At 74.2% G+C, this 15,885-nt stretch carries 14 protein-coding genes; 11 read left to right on the top strand and 3 right to left on the bottom strand.

What is annotated here, in order from left to right; genetic code table 11:
* Positions 1-35: 35 nt before the first annotated feature.
* On the bottom strand, positions 36-920 hold the full coding sequence (locus tag ACIQFU_RS33950; protein ID WP_402556805.1) for a carbohydrate-binding protein: 885 nt from the start codon (positions 918-920) through the stop codon (positions 36-38).
* A gap of 450 nt (positions 921-1,370) precedes the next feature.
* Between ACIQFU_RS33950 and ACIQFU_RS33945 the strand changes: the two genes are divergently transcribed.
* From ACIQFU_RS33945 to ACIQFU_RS33920, 6 genes are all read left to right on the top strand, one after another.
* Positions 1,371-2,873 carry a DUF2252 domain-containing protein gene (locus ACIQFU_RS33945; RefSeq protein WP_402556803.1) on the top strand — a complete coding sequence of 501 codons (1,503 nt, stop codon included), beginning with the start codon at positions 1,371-1,373 and terminating at the stop codon, positions 2,871-2,873.
* Positions 2,874-2,931: 58 nt separating this feature from the next.
* The gene (locus ACIQFU_RS33940) at positions 2,932-3,747 is read left to right on the top strand and encodes a hypothetical protein (RefSeq protein ID WP_402556801.1); all 816 of its coding nucleotides are present in this window, start codon (positions 2,932-2,934) and stop codon (positions 3,745-3,747) included.
* A 49-nt stretch (positions 3,748-3,796) separates the two neighbouring features.
* Positions 3,797-4,126, top strand: a complete 330-nt coding sequence (locus tag ACIQFU_RS33935; protein ID WP_402556880.1) for a rhodanese-like domain-containing protein — start codon at positions 3,797-3,799, stop codon at positions 4,124-4,126.
* Positions 4,127-4,321: 195 nt separating this feature from the next.
* Positions 4,322-5,326, top strand: coding sequence for a DUF5819 family protein (locus ACIQFU_RS33930; RefSeq protein WP_402556799.1), 1,005 nt, complete (start codon positions 4,322-4,324; stop codon positions 5,324-5,326).
* Positions 5,323-6,639 (top strand): HTTM domain-containing protein, encoded by a 1,317-nt coding sequence (locus tag ACIQFU_RS33925; protein ID WP_402556797.1) that lies wholly within the window; start codon positions 5,323-5,325, stop codon positions 6,637-6,639. The genes ACIQFU_RS33930 and ACIQFU_RS33925 overlap by 4 nt, the downstream gene beginning before the upstream one ends.
* Positions 6,636-7,406, top strand: a complete 771-nt coding sequence (locus ACIQFU_RS33920; protein ID WP_402556796.1) for a TrmH family RNA methyltransferase — start codon at positions 6,636-6,638, stop codon at positions 7,404-7,406. Before ACIQFU_RS33925 ends, ACIQFU_RS33920 begins: the two co-directional genes overlap by 4 nt.
* A gap of 10 nt (positions 7,407-7,416) precedes the next feature.
* On the opposite strand, the gene paaN is transcribed toward ACIQFU_RS33920, so the two are convergent.
* The gene (paaN, locus tag ACIQFU_RS33915; protein ID WP_402556794.1) at positions 7,417-9,108 is read right to left on the bottom strand and encodes a phenylacetic acid degradation protein PaaN; all 1,692 of its coding nucleotides are present in this window, start codon (positions 9,106-9,108) and stop codon (positions 7,417-7,419) included.
* Between the two features lie 193 nt (positions 9,109-9,301).
* Here paaN and ACIQFU_RS33910 point away from each other — a divergent pair, with 193 nt between their 5' ends.
* Positions 9,302-10,819, top strand: a complete 1,518-nt coding sequence (locus ACIQFU_RS33910) for a 3-hydroxyacyl-CoA dehydrogenase (protein ID WP_402556792.1) — start codon at positions 9,302-9,304, stop codon at positions 10,817-10,819.
* Positions 10,816-11,418, top strand: a complete 603-nt coding sequence (locus ACIQFU_RS33905) for a TetR/AcrR family transcriptional regulator (RefSeq protein WP_402556790.1) — start codon at positions 10,816-10,818, stop codon at positions 11,416-11,418. The genes ACIQFU_RS33910 and ACIQFU_RS33905 overlap by 4 nt, the downstream gene beginning before the upstream one ends.
* Before the next feature lie 40 nt (positions 11,419-11,458).
* Here ACIQFU_RS33905 and ACIQFU_RS33900 read toward each other — a convergent pair whose 3' ends face one another.
* The gene (locus tag ACIQFU_RS33900) at positions 11,459-11,962 is read right to left on the bottom strand and encodes an Lrp/AsnC family transcriptional regulator (protein ID WP_402556788.1); all 504 of its coding nucleotides are present in this window, start codon (positions 11,960-11,962) and stop codon (positions 11,459-11,461) included.
* Between the two features lie 190 nt (positions 11,963-12,152).
* Here ACIQFU_RS33900 and pdhA point away from each other — a divergent pair, with 190 nt between their 5' ends.
* Genes pdhA through ACIQFU_RS33885 form a run of 3 tightly spaced genes read left to right on the top strand, consistent with a single transcriptional unit; the run spans position 12,153 to position 15,807 of the window.
* A complete protein-coding gene (pdhA, locus tag ACIQFU_RS33895) occupies positions 12,153-13,319 on the top strand; it encodes a pyruvate dehydrogenase (acetyl-transferring) E1 component subunit alpha (RefSeq protein WP_402556786.1) in 1,167 nt (388 codons plus the stop codon).
* Complete coding sequence (locus ACIQFU_RS33890; RefSeq protein ID WP_402556785.1) at positions 13,316-14,320, top strand: alpha-ketoacid dehydrogenase subunit beta; 1,005 nt, start codon at positions 13,316-13,318, stop codon at positions 14,318-14,320. Before pdhA ends, ACIQFU_RS33890 begins: the two co-directional genes overlap by 4 nt.
* Positions 14,320-15,807: a dihydrolipoamide acetyltransferase family protein gene (locus ACIQFU_RS33885; RefSeq protein ID WP_402556783.1), complete on the top strand. Its 1,488-nt coding sequence runs from the start codon at positions 14,320-14,322 to the stop codon at positions 15,805-15,807. The genes ACIQFU_RS33890 and ACIQFU_RS33885 overlap by 1 nt, the downstream gene beginning before the upstream one ends.
* Positions 15,808-15,885: the final 78 nt, after the last annotated feature.

The following is a 15,885-nucleotide window of genomic DNA, read 5'->3' as shown; positions in this document are numbered from 1 at the left end:
GCGGTGACCCGTGACGCGATGCTGTGAGGAAGGTCTCAGGGCTCCGGCTGCCACAGGGCCGGCACGTTGGGGGGTTCCCAGCCGGTCATCGAGGTGTGCGCCTGGAGACAGCGGTAGGAGCGTCCGCCGTACGTGACCCGGTCGCCGGCGGTGTAGGCGTGGCCGCTCGCCCAGGTGCCGCCCGGCGGGTCGGTGGGCGGATCCGTGGGTCCGGTGCCGCCGTCCACGTTCAGGACGAAGTCGTAGGTGCCCTCCTTGCCGTTGCCGGCCCCGCGGACGTTCATCAGCAGGGCCGGGTCGAAGATCGTGTCCGTGCTGTTGCGGGGCTCGCCCGGGAAGTACAGCTGGGTGGTCAGCACGGGCTCGCCGGGGGCCTGCACCTTGACGTGGATGTGCCGGGTCCGGCCGGGATAGAGGCCGGGGACGATCGTCTGCAGGGCGAAGGCGCCGGTGGCGTCGCTGAACTGGTGACCGCGGAAGGTGTAGCCGGCCATGTCGTAGTCGCCGTCGTCGTCGGCCTGCCAGAAGTCGAGGAGCACGCCGGACAGCGGGACGCAGTTCCGGCCGAAGACGTAGCCGCCGACGGTCAGCGGGGTGCCCGGGGTGCCGGGCGTGACCAGGCTGGTGCGCAGCGGCGAGTTCGGCTTGAAGTACGGGCCCTCCATCTGGTCGGGCGTCAGGTCGTCGCCGTCGTCGCAGTACGGCGTCGGCGTCAGCCGCTGCCCGTCGGAGGAGCGGGCGGCGTCCCGGGCCAGCGCGATGCCGCCGGTGGCGAGCAGCGGGACGGTGGCGCCGGCGGCGACGGCCGCCCTGAGCAGCGTCTTGCGGCTGATGCCGCGGTCGCCGCCGTAACCCGGACCGGGTCCCGGCCCGGGGCCGGGCCTGGGCGCGTCGGGGGTGGTGGGGGTGTCGGAGGTCATGGCGGTTCCTCGGTCTCCTCGGTGGGTGGTCCCTGGGGAAGCTGAACGGGACGTGCGACATCCGGGACGTCGGGGACAGGGAGCGCGCCCGCCGGCGCGGGGCAGGCTGCTGTGGTTGCTTCGGCGGACGCGCTCCGTGGTGATCGCTGGCTACCGTAGGCGCGCCGCGGGGGGCGGGGGCACCTCCTGTTCCGCCCCCTGCCCGGCGTTATGCGGGCGGCGGGCAGGGGCCCGTGTACGGGCGGTGCGGCCGGGGGTACGGTCGTGGCGCGCCGGGGCGGGGAGCGGCTCGGCGCGCGGGGCGCGGGTGCGTACTGGCGCGCGGAGTGCGCGGACTCGGGTGCGGGGCGCGGGTACGCCCGCCGCACGGGCACGGCGGCGGTAGCGAACGACGCGGTACGAAGACGCAGGTACGGGACGAGTACGACGAGCACGGGGAGGGCGGCCGGGATGACCGGGGCGACGGCGGGGACGGGCACGCGGGCGGCGAGCGGGGAGGCGGTGGCCGCGGAGGTGCCGGCGGCCCGTGCGGGCGGGGACGCGGGAGGAACGGGCGGGGCGGCGCGGGGCGGGCGGATGCCGGTCGTTCCCGGGTTCGCGCGGTGGCCCGCGGCCGGTTCCCCGAAGGCGGAGGGCAAGGCGCTGCGCACGCGCGTCCCGCGGTCCGCGCACGCCGCGCTCGACCTGGACGCCGCCCGGCCGGACGCGGTGAGCGCGGTCGAGGAGTCCAACCGCGGCCGGATACCGGGGCTCGCCCCGATCCGGGCCGGGCGGATGGCGGCCACGCCGTTCGCCTTCCTGCGCGGATCGGCGGGCCTGATGGCGTACGACCTGGCGCGCACGCCGGTGACCGGGGTCGGCGCCCAGATCTGCGGCGACGCGCACGCCGCCAACTTCGGCCTCTACGGCGACGCCCGCGGCGGCCTGGTCATCGACCTGAACGACTTCGACGAGACGGTCCGCGGCCCCTGGGAGTGGGACGTCAAGCGGCTCGCCGCCTCCCTCGTCCTCGCGGGCCGGGAGGCCGGGGCCGACGAGGACACCTGCCGCGAGGCCGCCCACGACGCGACCGGCGCCTACCGGCGCACCATGCGGCTGCTTGCGAAGCTCCCCGCACTGGACGCCTGGAACGCCATCGCGGACGAGGAACTGGTCTCCCACACCGACGCCCACGACCTGCTCGGCACGCTGGAGCGGGTGTCCGAGAAGGCGCGGGCCAACACCAGCGGGCGCTTCGCCGCGAAGTCGACCGAGTCCACCGAGGACGGCGGACGGCGCTTCGTGGACGCGGCGCCCGTGCTGCGCCGGGTGACGGACACCGAGGCGGCGACGGTCGCGGGGGCCCTGGAGGCGTACCTGGGCACGCTCTCCGAGGACCGGCTGCCGCTGCTGGCCCGGTACGCGGTGCACGACGTGGCCTTCCGGGTCGTCGGCACCGGCAGCGTCGGCACGCGGTCGTACGTCGTGCTGCTCCTGGACCACCGGGGCGAACCGCTCGTGCTCCAGGTCAAGGAGGCCCGGCCCTCCGCACTGCTGCCCCACCTCGCCGCCGCCGGGTTCGAGGCACCCGGGACCGCGCACGAGGGCCGCCGGGTGGTCCTGGGGCAGAAGCGGATGCAGGTGGTCAGCGACATCCTGCTGGGCTGGACCTCGGTCGACGGGCGGCCCTTCCAGGTGCGGCAGTTCCGCAACCGCAAGGGCAGCGTCGACCCCGCCGCCCTGGCCGCCGACCAGCTGGACGACTACGGCCGCATGACCGGCGCCCTGCTGGCCCGCGCCCACGCGCACAGCGCCGACCCGCGGGTGATCGCGGGCTACTGCGGCAAGAACGGCGAGCTGGACGAGGCCGTGGCCGCTTTCGCCGTCGCCTACGCCGACCGTACGGAGGCGGATCACGCGGAGCTGGTGGCCGCGGTGCGGGCCGGACGGGTCGCGGCGGAGCCGGGGGTGTGACGGGAGCGGCCGCGATCGCGTGGGCGGCCCCCTTGCCCGCAGGCCCTAGGCTGGTCGGGTGACGACGCCGGAAGCTGAGCCCGAGCAGGAGGGTGCGCCGCGTCCCGAGGAACGGCTGGAACAGGCCGTACGGGCCGCCGAGCAGGCACTCATCGAGTACGAGATCGCGCTGGAGACCTTCCGCGTGGAGGTCGAGAACTTCTCGCGGCTGCACGAGCAGCGGCTCGGCCCGGTGTACGCCCGGCTGGAGGAGCTGGAGGCGCAGATCCTCGAGGCCAGGGCGGCCCGCACGGGTGACGCCGAGGACCTGCGCCGGGCCGACGAGGCGCGGGCCCGGCTGATGCCGATTCCCGGGGTCGAGGAGCTGCTGAACGGCTGGATGGACGGGGACGGGCTGTTCCCCGAGGCGACCGCGATGCTCACGGACCAGGCGGTGCGGCCCCCGCAGCGGGTCCGGCCCGGCGAGGAGGCCCGCAAGCTCTACCGCGAGCTGGCCCGCAAGGCACACCCCGACCTGGCGCAGGAGGAGGCCGAGCGGGTCCGGCGTGAGGAGTTCATCACGCGTGTCAACGCCGCCTACGCCCGCGGTGACGAGGCGGAGCTGCGGGAGCTGGCCGAGGAGTGGGCCGCCGGGCCGGTGTCCGAGCGCCGCCCGAGCCGCGGCGAGGAGCTGTACGTCCGGCTCGAATGGCTCGACCGGCGCAAGGAGATGCTGACCCTGCTCGCCAAGGAGCTGGAGGAGAGCGCGATCGGCGCGATGCTCAGGCTGGCCCCGGACGACCCCGACCGGCTCCTGGACGAGATCGCCGAGCAGCTGGCGACCCAGGTGCGCGAGCGGGAGGCGGAGCTGGCGGGGGCGCTCGCGGAGGACTGAGCGCGGTGGCGGCTCCGGTAGCGTCTGGGGCATGAGTTTCGGAGCTGGTGTGCCCACGGTCGGGATCGACGACCTCAAGGACGGCGACTTCCTGCTGGACGTCCGTGAGGACGACGAGTGGCAGGCGGGTCATGCCGCCGGGGCGCTGCACATTCCCCTCAGCGAGTTCGTGGCCCGCTACGGCGAGCTGGCCGAGGCCGCGCCGCAGGACGGCCGGGTGCACGTGCTCTGCCGCGTCGGGGGCCGTTCGGCACAGGCCACCATGTACCTGGTCCAGCGGGGCGTCGACGCGGTGAACGTCGACGGCGGCATGCAGGAGTGGGCCGCGGCCGGGCGTCCCGTGGTCGACGACAAGGGAGAGCCCGGGCACGTTCTGTAGACCGTCCCCGCCGGCGCCCTGCCGTCCGGCCCGATGTGGCGACGGCCACGGTGCGGCCGGTCCGCCGGGGGGCTGTGCGGGCGGCCGGTCCTGAGTACCGTTCCCGTTCGAACGTCGCCGAGCAGCCGCACGGGTGGCGCTGGGCGTCCCGTGACGGGACGGGCGGATGGACGGATCGGGACCGAACGGGGCGGAATGGACGCGCACGACAAGGACTCGGACGCCCGGCAGGGGCAGGGCGGGCCGTACGGGCAGGACGTGCCGGACGGGGAAGCGGGTGCCGAGGAGTCTGGCGGGTCCGCCGGGTCGGCCGGGTCGGCCGAGACCGCTGGGTCCGCTGGGTCCGCTGGGTCCGCCGAGGTTCCGGAAGAGCCGGTGAAGGCTGCCGGGGAGTCCGGGGAGTCCGGGGAGTCCGGGGAGTCCGGGGAGTCCGGAGAGGTCGAGGGTGCCGTGGCCGGCGGTGTCTCCGCCTCCGGGGAGGCCGGCGCACCACATGCCGCCCGGCCACCCGAGCCCCGTACCGGCGTCGCCGCGCTCTCCCCGCGCTACCAGATCGGTGCCGTGGTCGCCCTCGCGGTGGTCGCGGTCGCCGTCTGCGCCCACATGGGCCTGGTGTTCCTGCACGTGGCCCCGTCCAACACGCTCACCAAGCAGCACGGCGCCGCGGTGGACGAGTGGGTCTTCCCGGAGTTCGAGCAGAACTGGAAGCTCTTCGCGCCCAACCCGCTCCAGCAGAACGTCTCCGTCCAGGTCCGTGCCGAGGTCGGCACGGCGGACGGCGGGATACGGACGACCGGCTGGTACGACCTGTCCGCCGAGGACGGCCGGGCCATCGACGGCAATCCGCTGCCGAGCCACACCCAGCAGAACGAACTGCGCCGGGCCTGGGACTTCTTCGTCGCGACCCACGACTCCGAGAACCGCCCGGTGGGCCTGAGGGGCTCCCTGTCCGAGACGTATCTGCGCCGCATCGCGCTGCTGCGCCTGGACCGCGAGCCCGCCGCCGCACCCGGCGGCGTGATCGAGCGCGTCCAGTACCGTTCCCGGACCACGAACGTCGAGCCGCCCTCGTGGAGCGGCGAGAAGGTCTCCGGCCGGCCGACCCTCCGCGAGCTGCCCTGGTGGTCCGTGTCCCCGGAAACCGCGGACGCCGGGGCCGGGGCGGCCGGGAAGACCGGGAAGGGAGGTGGCGCCGCGTGAACGGCATCGTCCTCTCGGTCTCCCGCTCCATCGCCCGCGTCACGGAGGCCGCGCTCGGCCCGTACCAGACCGCCGTGGTCCGCATCGGCTTCAGCGCCACCTGGCTGCTCTTCCTGCTGCGCGAACTGCCCCACCGGAACGAGCTGTACGGTCCTGACGGGCCCTGGGGCCACGACCTCGCCGAGCAGATGATCGCGGACAACGGCGCCTTCACGGCACTGATGTGGTCGGACGGGCGGGCCTGGTTCGAGACCGTCTACGCACTGGCCGTCCTGAGCAGCGTCCTGCTCCTGCTGGGCTGGCGCACCCGCACCATGTCCGTGCTGTTCATGGTCGGCGTGCTCTCGCTGCAGAACCGCAGCGTCTTCATGGGGGACGGCGGCGACAACGTCGTGCACCTCATGAGCATCTATCTGGTCCTCACCCGGTGCGGCCAGGTGTGGTCGCTGGACGCGCGCCGCGCCCGGCGCGTTGCGGCCGCACGCGCGCGTGGAGAGCGTGTCGTGGACCGGGCCGGGCCGGTGCTCTGGTGCGCCCTGGGGTTTCTGCTGGTGGCGGTGACGACGGCCGGTCTGCTCGACGGCGACTGGTTCGTCCCGGCGCTGCTGTGGATGGTGTGGGTCTCGCTGGGCCTGTGGTGGCTCGTGGGGCGGAGCGGGGAGGGCGCTCAGCCGCGGATCCTGCTGGACGTGATCACCAACATCGTGCACAACGGCGCGCTGCTCGTGATCATGGCCGAGGCGTGTCTGATCTACGCGACGGCCGGCTGGTACAAGATCCAGGGTTCGCGCTGGCAGGACGGCACGGCCGTCTACTACCCGCTGCACCTGGACTACTTCTCGCCGTGGCCCGCGCTGTCCGACGCGCTGGCCGCCAACGGCACGCTGGTCATGCTCATCACGTACGGCACGGTCGCCGTGCAGGTCGCCTTCCCGTTCACGCTCTTCAACCGGCGGGTCAAGAACGTGCTCCTCGCCGTGATGATGACCGAGCACGCGGTGATCGCGGTGACGCTGGGACTGCCGTTCTTCTCGCTGGCGATGATCGCCGCCGACGCGGTCTTCCTGCCGGCCTCGTTCCTGCGCCGGCTGGGCGGCCGGGCGGCACGGGTGCGCGGCCGGCTGCCGGGCCGGTGGGCCGCGTTGGTGCCCGCGGGGGCGGCGGAGGGGCACGGCGCCGGTCGTACGGCGACGGTGCCCGGGCCTCGCACCCGGAGCCGGGCCCCGGAGGGCGAGGTCCCGTCCACCGCGGCCGGAGCGGACGCGGTGGACGGGAAGGACCCCGGCCCCACGCACGTAGGCTTCCGCACATGACCCACCCCGCCGACCCCGGCCCGCCGGCCGCCTGGCACTCGCACGCCGGCCGGTGCGTGCTGCTGGACGGCTTCCACGCCCTCAAGCACGCCCTGCGCTTCGGTGCCGAGGTGCCGGTGGCCGTCACCAGCGACCGCTCGGGCGCCCTGGCCCTCGCCGACGAGCTGGCGCCGGACCTGCGCGGGGTGCTGGCGGGGCTGCTGACCGAGGTGTCGCAGGAGGCTTACGCGTCGCTCGTCGCGCGGCCGCACCCGACCGCGGTGGCCGCCCTGGCCGTGCGGCCCGCGCGGGCGGCCGGGCTCCAGGCGCTGGCGCACCTGCCCCGGCGCGCTCCCGTCGTGGTCCTCGACCAGCCGCGCAACCTCGGCAACGCGGGGGCGGTGATCCGGCTGGCCGCCGGTTTCGGGGCGACCGGCGTGGTCACCACCGGCACGCTCGACCCCTGGCACCCCACGGTGGTGCGCGGCGGGGCGGGGCTGCACTTCGCGACCGTCGTGGAGCGGCTGGAGGCGGCCGAGCTGCCGCCGGGGCCGGTGTTCGCGCTGGACCCGGAGGGCGAGGACATCCGGGGGCTGAAGCTGCCGGACGACGCGCTCCTCGCGTTCGGCTCCGAGCGCAGCGGGCTCTCGCGGGAGCTGCGGGCACGGGCCGACCACCTGGTGGCGCTGCCGATGCGCCCCCAGGTCTCCAGCTACAACCTCGCGACCAGTGTGGCCATGACGCTGTACCACTGGAGCGCCACAGGGGGCGCACCGCAGGTGCCGTAGGGGAGTCGGCTCAGGCCTGGCGGCGGACCTCCACCACGCGGAAGCGGTTGGCCACGAAGGCGCCGTCGCACAGGGCCGCGTTGGCCGCCGGGTTGCCGCCCGAGCCGTGGAAGTCGGAGAAGGCGGCCGTCTGGTTGACGTACACCCCGCCGGTGAGGTTGAGGGAGAGCTGGGCGGCCTCGTCCAGGCAGACCTCCCGCACGGCCTCCTCGACCTCCGGGTCGGTGGTGTACGCGCCCACCGTCATCGCGCCCTTCTCGCGGATACTGCCGCGCAGCAGCTCCACCGCGTGGCCGGCGGAGTCGACGGCGACGGCGAAGGAGACCGGGCCGAAGCACTCGCTGGTGTACGCGGCCTCGTCCTCGGGCTTGGCACCGTCCAGCTTGACGATCACCGGGGTGCGCACGACCGCGTCCGGGAACTCCGGGTTGGTCACCTCGCGGGAGGCGAGGGCGACCTCCCCGAGCCCGGCGGCGGCCTCCAGGCGGGCCTTGACGTCCGGGTTGACGATGGCGCCGAGCAGGGCGTTCGCGCGGGCGTCGTCGCCGAGGAGGCCGTCGACGGCGCGGGCCAGGTCGGCGGTGACCTCGTCGTAGGACTTGTCGCCCTGGTCGGTGCGGATGCCGTCGCGGGGGATCAGCAGGTTCTGCGGGGTGGTGCACATCTGGCCGCTGTACAGCGAGAGCGAGAAGGCCAGGTTGGCGAGCATGCCCTTGTAGTCGTCGGTCGACTCCACGATCACCGTGTTGACGCCGGCCTTCTCCGTGTACACCTGGGCCTGGCGGGCGTTGGCTTCCAGCCAGTCCCCGAAGGCGGTGGAGCCGGTGTAGTCGACGATCCGGATCTCCGGGCGGGTCGCCAGGGTCTTGGCGATGCCCTCGCCGGGGCGCTCGGCGGCCAGCGCGACCAGGTTCGGGTCGAAGCCGGCCTCGGTGAGGACCTCGCGGGCGGCCCGGACGGTGAGGGCGAGCGGCAGCACCGCGCGGGGGTGGGGCTTGACCAGGACGGCGTTGCCGGTGGCGAGGGAGGCGAACAGGCCCGGATAGCCGTTCCAGGTGGGGAAGGTGTTGCAGCCGATGACCAGGCCGATGCCGCGGGGGACCGGCGTGAACTGCTTGGTGAGCGCGAGCGGGTCCCGCTTGCCCTGCGGCTTGGTCCACTCCGCCGTGTCCGGCGTGCGGGACTGCTCCACGTACGCGTAGGCCACGGCCTCCATGCCGCGGTCCTGGGCGTGCGGGCCGCCGGCCTGGAAGGCCATCATGAAGGCCTGCCCGGAGGTGTGCATGACCGCCTGCGCGAACTCCATGGTCCGGTCGGAGACCCGCCGCAGGATCTCCAGGCAGACCATCGCGCGCAGCTCCGCGCCCGCGTCCCGCCACGCCTTCTGTCCGGCCCTCATGGCGGGCAGCAGCACGTCGAGGTCCGCGTGCGGGTACTCCACGCCCAGCTCGACGCCGTACGGGGAGACCTCGCCGCCGACCCAGCCGTCGGTGCCGGGCTGACCGAGGTCGAGGCGGGTGCCGTGCAGGGCGTCGAAGGCGGCCTTGCCCGCCGCCATGTCCAGGCTGCCGTTCTCCCCGTAGGCCTTGGGGTGCTCGGGGTGGGGGGACCAGTACGCGCGCGTGCGGATCGTCTCCAGCGCCAGGTCCAGGGTCGGCCGGTGCTGGGCGATCAGCTGGTGTGCGGTGAGTTCGGCGGCCATGCGGGACCAACTCCTCGTTTCTCACGGACCCGCCGACTCCCCGCCGGCGCTCCGCCGGCCGTTCGTCGAGTCCGTGGACCTGGGGGGAAACCTGGGCAGATACAGGCGGACACGGCTAGAGTAACCGAACGATCGGTCGGGACAAGGGGGTCCGCCGCATCTGTGGAAAACGCCGTGCGGGAGGATCGCGCACATGACAGCACTCGACCTCAGCAGCCCCGTGGCCGTCGTCGGCACCGGCACCATGGGCCAGGGCATCGCCCAGGTGGCGCTGGTCGCGGGCCATCCCGTGCGGCTGTACGACGCCGCCCCGGGACGGGCCCGGGAAGCGGCCGACGCGATCGGCGCCCGGCTCGACCGGCTCGTCGAGAAGGACCGCCTCACCGGCGCCGAACGCGACGCCGCCCGCGCCCGGCTCACGCCCGCCGAGAGCCTCGCGGGCCTCGCCGGCTGCGCGCTCGTCGTCGAGGCGGTCGTGGAGCGGCTGGACGTCAAGCAGGAGCTGTTCCGCGCCCTGGAGGACGTCGTCGGCGACGACTGCCTGCTCGCCACCAACACCTCGTCCCTCTCCGTCACCGCAGTCGGCGGCGCCCTGCGCGAGCCCGGCCGCTTCGTCGGCCTGCACTTCTTCAACCCCGCGCCGCTGCTCCCGCTGGTCGAGGTGGTCTCCGGATACGCCACCGACCCCGCGTCGGCCACGCGCGCGTACGAGACCGCCCGCGCCTGGGGCAAGACCCCGGTCGCCTGCGCCGACACCCCGGGCTTCGTCGTCAACCGCATCGCCCGCCCCTTCTACGCCGAGGCCCTCGCGGTCTTCGAGGACCAGGGTGCGGACCCGGCGACCATCGACGCCGTGCTGCGCGAGTCCGGCGGTTTCAGGATGGGCGCCTTCGAGCTGACCGACCTCATCGGGCAGGACGTCAACGAGTCCGTCACGCACTCCGTGTGGCAGGCGTTCTTCCAGGACGTCCGCTTCACCCCGTCGCTGGCCCAGCGCCGCCTGGTCGAGTCGGGCCGGCTCGGCCGCAAGAGCGGACAGGGCTGGTACGACTACCGGGACGGCGCCGAGCGCCCGCGCCCGCACACCGCGGAACCGGCCGATCCGCCCGCGTACGTCGTCGTGGAGGGTGACCTGGGCCCGGCCGCCGAGCTGCCCGCGCTGATCCGCGAGGCGGGCGTCGAGGTCCGTGAGAAGGCCACCGGCACCGGCGGGCGGCTCGTCCTGCCCGGCGGCGGACAGCTCCTGCTCGCCGACGGCCGCACCACCGCGGAACTCGGCGACAGTGTCCACTTCGACCTCGCCCTCGACTACCGCCGCGCCACCCGCGTCGCCCTGTCCGCCGGCACCGGCACACCGCGCGGGACGCTCGCCGGGGCCACGGGCCTCTTCCAGGCGCTCGGCAAGCAGGTCAGCGTCATCGGTGACGTCCCCGGCATGATCGTCGCCCGCACGGTCGCGCGGATCGTCGACCTGGCGCACGACGCCGTCGCCAAGGGAGCCGCCACCGAGGAGGATGTCGACACCGCGATGCGGCTGGGCGTCAACTACCCGCTGGGGCCGCTCGAATGGGGCCGCACGCTCGGGCGCTCCTGGGCTCACGCGCTCCTCGTCGAGCTGCACCGGCGCGACGTCACGGGCCGCTGCGCACCGTCCCTCGCGCTGTACCGCCACGCGCACGCAGTCGACGCAACCGGAGGCAGCCGCCCATGACCACCGCCAAGCGCGACACGTACACGCCCGAGACGCTGCTGTCCGTCGCCGTGCAGGTCTTCATCGAGCGCGGCTACGACGGCACCTCCATGGAGCACCTGTCCAAGGCGGCGGGGATCTCCAAGTCGTCGATATACCACCACGTCACGGGCAAGGAGGAGCTGCTGCGCCGGGCCGTGAGCCGGGCCCTGGACGAGCTCTTCGGGATCCTCGACGAGGAGCACGCGCGCGTGGGGTCCGCCGCCGGGCGCCTGGAGTACGTCGTGCGGCGCATGGTCGAGGTGCTGATGGCGGAGCTGCCCTATGTGACGCTGCTGCTGCGGGTACGCGGCAACACCGCCACCGAGCGGTGGGCGCTGGAGCGGCGGCGCGAGTTCGACCACCGGGTCGCCACCCTGCTCAAGGACGCCGCCGCCGAGGGGGACGTGCGCGCCGACGTGGAGGTGCGGCTCGCGACCCGTCTGGTCTTCGGCATGATCAACTCGATCGTCGAGTGGTACCGCCCCGACGGTCCGGACGGCCGGTCCGGCGCCGGCGAGCGCGAGGTGGTCGACGCCGTGGCGCGGCTGGTGTTCGGTGGGCTGCGCAAGGTGTCCTGACTCCCGGCGCCGCCCCGGGCCGGACGGCGTGCCCGGCCGGTCAGCCCTGCGGTTCGAGGTCCTCGGTCTCGAAGACCAGCAGGGTGCGGGTGCTGAGCACCTCCGGGATGGCCTGCAGGCGGCTGAGCACCAGCTCGCGCAGCGCCCGGTTGTCGGGGGTGTGCACCAGCAGCAGCACGTCGAAGTCGCCGCCCACCAGGGCGATGTGCGAGGCCCCGGGCAGTTTCCGCAGTTCGGCGCGGACCGTGCGCCAGGAGTTCTGGACGATCTTCAGGGTGATGTACGCCGAGGTGCCGTGCCCGGCGCGTTCGTGGTCGACGCGGGCGCCGAATCCGCGGATGACACCGTCCTCGACCAGCCGGTTGATGCGCGCGTAGGCGTTCGCGCGCGAGACGTGCACCCGCTCCGCGACCGACCGTATGGAGGCGCGGCCGTCCGCCTGGAGCATGCGCAGGATGTCCTGGTCGATGGCGTCCAGCGGACGCGGGGGCGGCGGGGCACCGGCCTCGTCCGCGCCGCCGCCTTCACCGGGGCGATCGGCCATTTGTTCAGATGCCACGTGCCCCCGCCTTCTCCCGATGGACGTACTGCGTCCATCACAGGCTGTGGAGAACCGTTTGTCCACAGCCTGGGGCCGCCTGTAGCCAAAATGTGCCGGCGACCGAACAATCGGTAGGTGAGGCCCGTCACACCCGTGGCGAGCCCGAAGCCGTCTCCCACGAGGAGGTGCCGTCATGACGGTCATGGAGCAGCGGGGCGCGTACCGGCCCACACCGCCGCCCGCCTGGCAGCCCCGTACCGACCCCGCTCCGCTGCTGCCCGACGCGGAGCCGCACCGCGTTCTCGGCACGAAGGCCGCGGACCGCGCCGACACCGAGCTGCTGCGCACGCTGTACGCCCGTCTGGTGCGTGGCCGCCGCTACAACGCGCAGGCCACGGCGCTGACCAAGCAGGGCCGGCTGGCCGTCTACCCCTCCAGCACCGGTCAGGAGGCGTGCGAGATCGCCGCCGCGCTGGTCCTCGAGGAGCGGGACTGGCTCTTCCCCAGCTATCGGGACACCCTCGCGGTCGTCTCGCGCGGCGTCGACCCGGTCGAGGCCCTCACCCTGCTGCGCGGCGACTGGCACACCGGCTACGACCCCTACGAGCACCGGGTCGCCCCGCTGTCCACACCGCTGGCCACCCAGCTGCCGCACGCCGTCGGTCTCGCGCACGCCGCCCGCCTCAAGGGCGACGACGTGGTCGCGCTGGCCATGGTCGGCGACGGCGGCACCAGCGAGGGCGACTTCCACGAGGCGCTGAACTTCGCCGCCGTCTGGCAGGCCCCGGTCGTCTTCCTGGTGCAGAACAACGGCTTCGCGATCTCCGTCCCCCTCGACAAGCAGACCGCCGCCCCGTCGCTGGCCCACAAGGCCGTCGGCTACGGCATGCCCGGCCGCCTGGTCGACGGCAACGACGCCGCCGCGGTGCACGAGGTCCTGTCCGACGCCGTACGGCACGCGCGCGCGGGCGGCGGCCCCACACTGGTGGAGGCGGTGACGTACCGCGTCGACGCGCACACCAACGCCGACGACGCCACGCGCTACCGGGGCGACGCCGAGGTGGAGACCTGGCGCCGGCACGACCCGGTCGAGCTGCTGGAGCGGGAGCTGACCGAGCGCGGCCTGCTCGACGAGGACGGCATCCGCTCCGCCCGCGAGGACGCCGAGACGATGGCCGCCGACCTGCGCGCCCGGATGAACGAGGACCCGGAGCTGAACCCCCTGGACCTGTTCGACCACGTCTACGCCGAGCCCACACCGCAGCTGCGCGAGCAGCGGGACCAGCTCCGCGCGGAGCTGGACGCGGAGGCCGAGACCGCGGCACAGCAGACCGGAACACCGGAAGGGGGACGTCGATGACGACCGTCGCCGTCAAGCCGGCCACCATGGCGCAGGCCCTCACGCGCGCGCTGCGCGACGCCATGGCCGCCGACCCGGGCGTGCACGTCCTGGGCGAGGACGTGGGCACCCTCGGCGGCGTGTTCCGGATCACCGACGGGCTCGCCGCGGAGTTCGGCGAGGACCGCTGCACGGACACCCCGCTCGCCGAGGCGGGCATCCTCGGCACCGCCGTCGGCATGGCGATGTACGGGCTGCGCCCGGTCGTCGAGATGCAGTTCGACGCCTTCGCCTACCCGGCGTTCGAGCAGGTCGTCAGCCATGTCACCAAGATGCGCAACCGCACACGCGGGAAGATGCCCCTGCCGCTGACCGTCCGCATCCCCTACGGCGGCGGCATCGGCGGCGTCGAGCACCACAGCGACTCGTCCGAGGCGTACTACATGGCGACTCCGGGGCTCCATGTCGTCACGCCCGCGACCGTCGCCGACGCCTACGGGCTGCTGCGCGCGTCCATCGCCTCCGACGACCCGGTGGTCTTCCTGGAGCCCAAGCGGCTGTACTGGTCGAAGGACACCTGGAACCCCGAGGAGCCGGCACCCGTCGAGCCCGTGGGCCGCGCGGTGGTGCGGCGCTCCGGCCGGAGCGCCACGCTCATCACGTACGGGCCGTCGGTGGCCGCCTGCATGGAGGCGGCCGAGGCGGCCCGGGCCGAGGGCTGGGACCTCGAAGTCGTCGATCTGCGCTCCCTGGTGCCGTTCGACGACGAGACGGTGTGCGCCTCGGTGCGGCGGACGGGACGCGCGGTCGTCGTCCACGAGTCGGGTTCCTTCGGTGGCCCGGGCGGGGAGATCGCGGCCCGGGTCACGGAGCGCTGCTTCCACCACCTGGAGGCGCCGGTGCTGCGGGTGGCCGGATTCGACATCCCGTATCCTCCGCCGATGCTGGAGCGTCACCACCTGCCCGGTGTGGACCGCATCCTGGACGCCGTGGGGCGCCTGCAGTGGGAGGCCGAGAGCTGATGGCACACGCTTGTGACGGTCGCAGCCTGGAGTTCAGGCTCCCCGACCTCGGTGAGGGGCTCACCGAGGCGGAGATCGTGCGCTGGCTGGTCGAGGTCGGCGACACGGTCGCCGTCGACCAGCCGGTCGTCGAGGTCGAGACGGCCAAGGCGATGGTCGAGGTGCCCTGCCCCTACGGCGGTGTGGTCACCGCCCGCTTCGGCGAGGAGGGCACGGAACTGCCCGTCGGGGCGCCGCTGGTGACGGTGGCGGTGGGGGACGACGAGGCGGTCGCCAGCGGGCCCGCGGGCGCCGCACGGCCCCCGGCCGCCGAGCAGCCCGTCGCGGAGACGGAGAGCGGGACGGAGGGCTCCGGCAACGTCCTGGTCGGATACGGCACCTCCGAGGCGCCCGCGCGGCGGCGCAGGGTGCGGCCCGGCCTGCCGGCGGCCACCGGCCCGTCCGGTCGGGCGAACGGCCGAGCCCGTGCGGTGGAGCCGGTGGACGGCCCGGTTCGCACGGCCGAGCCGGTGGACGGCCCGGTCCGCACGGCCGACCCGGTGGCCGGCCCGGTCCGCACGGCCGACCCGGTGGACGGCCCGGTTCCGGTCATCTCCCCGCTGGTGCGCAGGCTGGCCCGGCAGAACGGTCTGGACCTGCGCGAGCTGGCCGGTTCCGGCCCGGACGGCCTGATCCTGCGGGCGGACGTGGAGTACGCGCTGCGGGCCGCCGCCGCGCAGGGCGGCCGTACGGCGGAGCGGCGGCCGGGGACGACCGGGGTGCCGGCCGCGTCCGTCACCTCCGCCGCCCCGGTCGCGGACGGCGCCCGCGTCCCCCTCAAGGGAATGCGCGGAGCCGTCGCCGACAAGCTCTCCCGCAGCCGGCGCGAGATCCCGGACGCCACCTGCTGGGTGGACGCCGACGCGACCGAGCTGATGCGCGCGCGCACCGCGATGAACGCCTCCGGGGGGCCGAAGATCTCCCTGGTCGCCCTGCTGGCCCGGATCTGCACGGCCGCCCTGGCCCGCTTCCCGGAGCTGAACTCGACGGTCGACACGGAGGCCCGGGAGATCGTCCGGCTGGAAGGCGTCCACCTCGGCTTCGCCGCCCAGACGGACCGCGGTCTCGTCGTGCCGGTCGTCCGGGACGCGCACGCGCGGGACGCCGAGTCGCTCACCGCGGAGTTCGCCCGGCTGACCGAGGCGGCGCGCACCGGCCGGCTGACCCCGGGCGAACTGACGGGCGGCACCTTCACGCTGAACAACTACGGCGTGTTCGGCGTCGACGGCTCCACGCCGATCATCAACCACCCCGAGGCGGCCATGCTCGGCGTCGGCCGCATCGTCCCCAAGCCGTGGGTGCACGAGGGCGAGTTGGCGGTGCGTCAGGTCGTACAACTGTCGCTCACCTTCGACCACCGGGTGTGCGACGGCGGCACGGCGGGCGGATTCCTGCGGTACGTGGCGGACTGCGTGGAACAGCCGGCGGTGCTCCTGCGGACCCTGTGACGGAGCCGGCGCCGCCCCCTGGGTGACGGGGCGTCCGCGCACACTCCGATTGCGCGGGCTCCCCTGCGTTCCCTGTGA

This window comes from Streptomyces sp. NPDC093065, from assembly GCF_044754585.1.
Taxonomy (GTDB): Bacteria; Actinomycetota; Actinomycetes; order Streptomycetales; family Streptomycetaceae; genus Streptomyces.
Note: the sequence above shows the minus strand (reverse complement) of the source record. Positions and strands in the feature narration are given on the sequence as shown.

Coding starts and splice junctions, on each gene's coding strand:
- ACIQFU_RS33950 (WP_402556805.1), bottom strand. CDS start 920: ATGACCTCCGACACCCCCACCACCCCCGACGCGCCCAGGCCCGGCCCC.
- ACIQFU_RS33890 (WP_402556785.1), top strand. CDS start 13,316: ATGACGACCGTCGCCGTCAAGCCGGCCACCATGGCGCAGGCCCTCACG.
- ACIQFU_RS33945 (WP_402556803.1), top strand. CDS start 1,371: ATGACCGGGGCGACGGCGGGGACGGGCACGCGGGCGGCGAGCGGGGAG.
- ACIQFU_RS33885 (WP_402556783.1), top strand. CDS start 14,320: ATGGCACACGCTTGTGACGGTCGCAGCCTGGAGTTCAGGCTCCCCGAC.
- ACIQFU_RS33930 (WP_402556799.1), top strand. CDS start 4,322: ATGGACGCGCACGACAAGGACTCGGACGCCCGGCAGGGGCAGGGCGGG.
- ACIQFU_RS33905 (WP_402556790.1), top strand. CDS start 10,816: ATGACCACCGCCAAGCGCGACACGTACACGCCCGAGACGCTGCTGTCC.
- ACIQFU_RS33900 (WP_402556788.1), bottom strand. CDS start 11,962: ATGGCCGATCGCCCCGGTGAAGGCGGCGGCGCGGACGAGGCCGGTGCC.
- ACIQFU_RS33920 (WP_402556796.1), top strand. CDS start 6,636: ATGACCCACCCCGCCGACCCCGGCCCGCCGGCCGCCTGGCACTCGCAC.
- ACIQFU_RS33910 (WP_402556792.1), top strand. CDS start 9,302: ATGACAGCACTCGACCTCAGCAGCCCCGTGGCCGTCGTCGGCACCGGC.
- pdhA (WP_402556786.1), top strand. CDS start 12,153: ATGACGGTCATGGAGCAGCGGGGCGCGTACCGGCCCACACCGCCGCCC.
- paaN (WP_402556794.1), bottom strand. CDS start 9,108: ATGGCCGCCGAACTCACCGCACACCAGCTGATCGCCCAGCACCGGCCG.